The sequence below is a fragment of the Streptomyces sp. SM1 genome, assembly GCF_002910825.1.
Taxonomy (GTDB): domain Bacteria; phylum Actinomycetota; class Actinomycetes; order Streptomycetales; family Streptomycetaceae; genus Streptomyces; species Streptomyces okerensis.
The window spans coordinates 1-1,532 of the sequence record NZ_NEUB01000292.1 but is presented as its reverse complement, the minus strand read 5'-3'; the positions used below and the strand labels follow the sequence as shown (position 1 = coordinate 1,532).

Annotated in this window: 2 protein-coding genes; both read right to left on the bottom strand. The window is 76.4% G+C overall.

Features of this window, described 5'->3' with window-relative positions:
• The coding region (locus B9S61_RS07095) for a hypothetical protein (RefSeq protein ID WP_181007281.1) at positions 1-1,181 on the bottom strand (1,181 nt) is incomplete at its 3' end.
• A gap of 33 nt (positions 1,182-1,214) precedes the next feature.
• A partial coding sequence (locus tag B9S61_RS07090; RefSeq protein WP_146064741.1) for a C40 family peptidase occupies positions 1,215-1,532 on the bottom strand: 318 nt, incomplete at its 5' end.

Sequence of the window (1,532 nt, the reverse complement as noted above, 5' to 3'; positions counted from 1 at the left end):
GCGTCCTGGATGTAGTCGTGCCACTGGAGGGTGAAGGCCTCCGGGGTGGTGTCGAGGACCTCGGCCAGGGCGTTCTCGACCGCGCCGTCGCGGGACGGATGGGCGCCCACCGCCCGGTAGAACGCGCGGAGGCGTTCCTCGCCCCAGTGGTCGGCGATCATGCGGCAGGCCAGCCAGCCGCCCTCGTAGGCCCGCGCCAGGCCGTCCGCGTCGCCCGAGAAGCCGAAGTCCTCGTCCTCCGGCAGGGCGCCCGGCACCTCGCCCCGGCTCACCGCGTAGGCGAGCTCCGGCGCGACCTCCGCGGGGGCGCGGTCGCCGCCGCGGTAGCCGACCCAGTCGGCGAACCCCTCGGACAGCCACAGCGGGGTCGACGCGGAGGTGTGGGCGCGGGTGGCGACGTGGGCGGTCTCGTGGGTGAGGACGACCTGCCGGCCGGGGTCGCCGAGCAGTCCGAAGGCGTCGGGGTTGACGATGACGCGGTCCGCCGGAGCAGGTCCGTCCGTGCCGGTGGCGCCGGTGGTGACCGCCGCGATCCCCCGGTAGGAGGAGGCGGGTGAGCCCAGCAGGCCCGCCATGCCCTCCAGGGACCCGGGGACGAGGACGACGACCCGGCGGGTCCACTCCGGGCCCCAGGCGTCGGACACGGCCGGTACGGCGCGGTCGGCCAGTTCGGCGTAGTCGCGCAGCTTCCCGGCGGGTTGCCCGACGCCCAGCACCAGGCTCCGTTCGCCCCGGACGGCCCGTGCCGGGCCCTGGTCCCACAGCTGCTGCCCGGACTTCCGCGCGGGGCGGTCGGAGTCGACGGACCAGTCGCCGTCCCGGTCCCGGCTCAGGCTCAGGGAGCGGGTGGTGACGACCGGGGAGCGGTCGTGGCCCGCGACGCGGTACCGCAGGTCGGCGGAGGCGGTGGCGGAGTCGCCGGTGCGGTCCAGGGCGGTGACCCGGTAGGACCAGTCCGCGAGCGGTACCGCGCGCAGGTTGTCGAACCCGGCCCGGGTGCCGGTGCCGGCGTAGGCGGCGGCGTCGCGGTCGAGGACGGCCTCCGCGCGCCGGTCGAGAAGCGACTGCACCTCCGCGCGGGCGGCGTCGGCGGCCGGTCCGCCCCCGCACGCCACCAGGGAGACGAGCAGCAGACACAGCGCCACCACCGACGCCCCCGAGACCCGCCTTCGACCAGCCACCTCTCCGAGGGTACGGGCGCGGGGCCGTCCCGGTCAGACCCTGGTGACCGACGAGACCGGCATCATCCCGACCGGGTCGTAGCGCACCGGGGCGCCGGGGTAGGGCGCGTGGATCACCTGGCCGTTGCCCATGTACATCCCGACGTGGGAGGCGTCGGAGCGGTAGACGACCAGGTCGCCGGGGCGGGCCTCGGAGAGCGGGACCTGGCGGCCGGCGTACCGCTGGGCCTGCGAGGTGCGGGGCAGCGCGACCCCGGCCTGGGCGTACGACCACTGGGTGAGCCCGGAGCAGTCGAATCCGGAGGGGCCGTTGGCGCCCCAGACGTAGGGCCTGCCGAGGGCGGAGCGGGC